The organism is Methanophagales archaeon, assembly GCA_021159465.1.
Classification (GTDB): domain Archaea; phylum Halobacteriota; class Syntropharchaeia; order Alkanophagales; family Methanospirareceae; genus G60ANME1.
The window spans coordinates 1-1162 of sequence record JAGGRR010000256.1 but is presented as its reverse complement, the minus strand read 5'-3'; the positions used below and the strand labels follow the sequence as shown (position 1 = coordinate 1162).

The 1162-nt window shown below is 45.9% G+C and carries 1 protein-coding gene; it reads left to right on the top strand.

Going from position 1 to position 1162, the window contains the following annotated elements; all coding sequences use genetic code 11:
• Positions 1–335 precede the first annotated feature (335 nt).
• On the top strand, positions 336–1162 hold an 827-nt coding region (locus J7J01_10485; GenBank protein ID MCD6211285.1), incomplete at its 3' end, for a hypothetical protein.

The following is a 1162-nucleotide window of genomic DNA, read 5'->3' as shown; positions in this document are numbered from 1 at the left end:
ATGGAAGAAGATATATCTGCTTCTATTGCCAATAGCGGCGCTTATAGACCTTCTGTATATGAGCACGAGCAAGGGAGTATTCTGGAGTATTCCTCTTCTGAGCTATGAGCTCGTTTTTGGCAGGGTTGACCAGTTGAGTCTGGTTTTCGGGTATGTATTTACTATAGCGGCTTTTTGTATGACGCTTTATGCACTACACGTAAAGGAGGACGGGCAGCATGTATCTGCCTTCCTCTACGTTGGTAGCACGCTGGGAGTGGTCTTCGCCGGTGACCTCTTCACTTTATATCTGTTCTGGGAAGTGATGGCTTTCTCTTCGCTTTTCCTTATATGGTATCGCAAGACGAAGGCATCCTCGGAAGTGGGATTCCGATTTCCGATATATCATGGTACATATCTTTGGCGGTATCTGCCTGTTAGCAGGTATCATCCTACACGTGCAGAACACAGGGTCAATTGCTTTTAACTCTTTTAATTGGGGAACGGGCTGGGGTTACCTGTCCTCTTACCTCATATTCCTTGGATTTATTATAAATGCTGCCGTGCCCCCTTTACATGCCTGGCTGGTGGATGCTTACCCCGAAGCTACGGTTACGGGAGCTGTATTTTTGACTGCTTTCACTACTAAAAGTGCGATATACGTGCTGATAAGGGTTTTTCTCGGTGTTGAGATTCTGATATGGCTGGGGGCGATAATGGCAGTGTATGGTGTTATCTACGCAGTGCTCGAGAATGACATAAGAAGACTTCTCGCCTATCATATCATCTCTCAGGTAGGGTACATGGTATGTGGTGTAGGAATAGGGACATGGATGGCGATAGATGGTTCAATAGCTCATGCGTTCTGTCATATTCTTTACAAGGCGCTTCTTTTCATGGGTGCAGGCGTGGTAATAGAGATGACAGGAAGAAGCAAGTTCACCGAATTAGGTGGTCTCTACAAGTACAAATACATGCCCCTCACTTTCTGGCTCTACATGATTGGTGCTTTCTCCATTTCTGGTTTCCCGCTATTCAATGGGTTCGTGAGTAAGACAATGGTTGTAGAAGCGTCGGCGATGGCAGAGCTGCCTATTGTATGGTTGCTGCTCGAAGGTGCTTCAATAGGGACTTTTCTTCATACAGGCCTAAAAGTTCCATACCTTACATGGTTTGGAAGAAG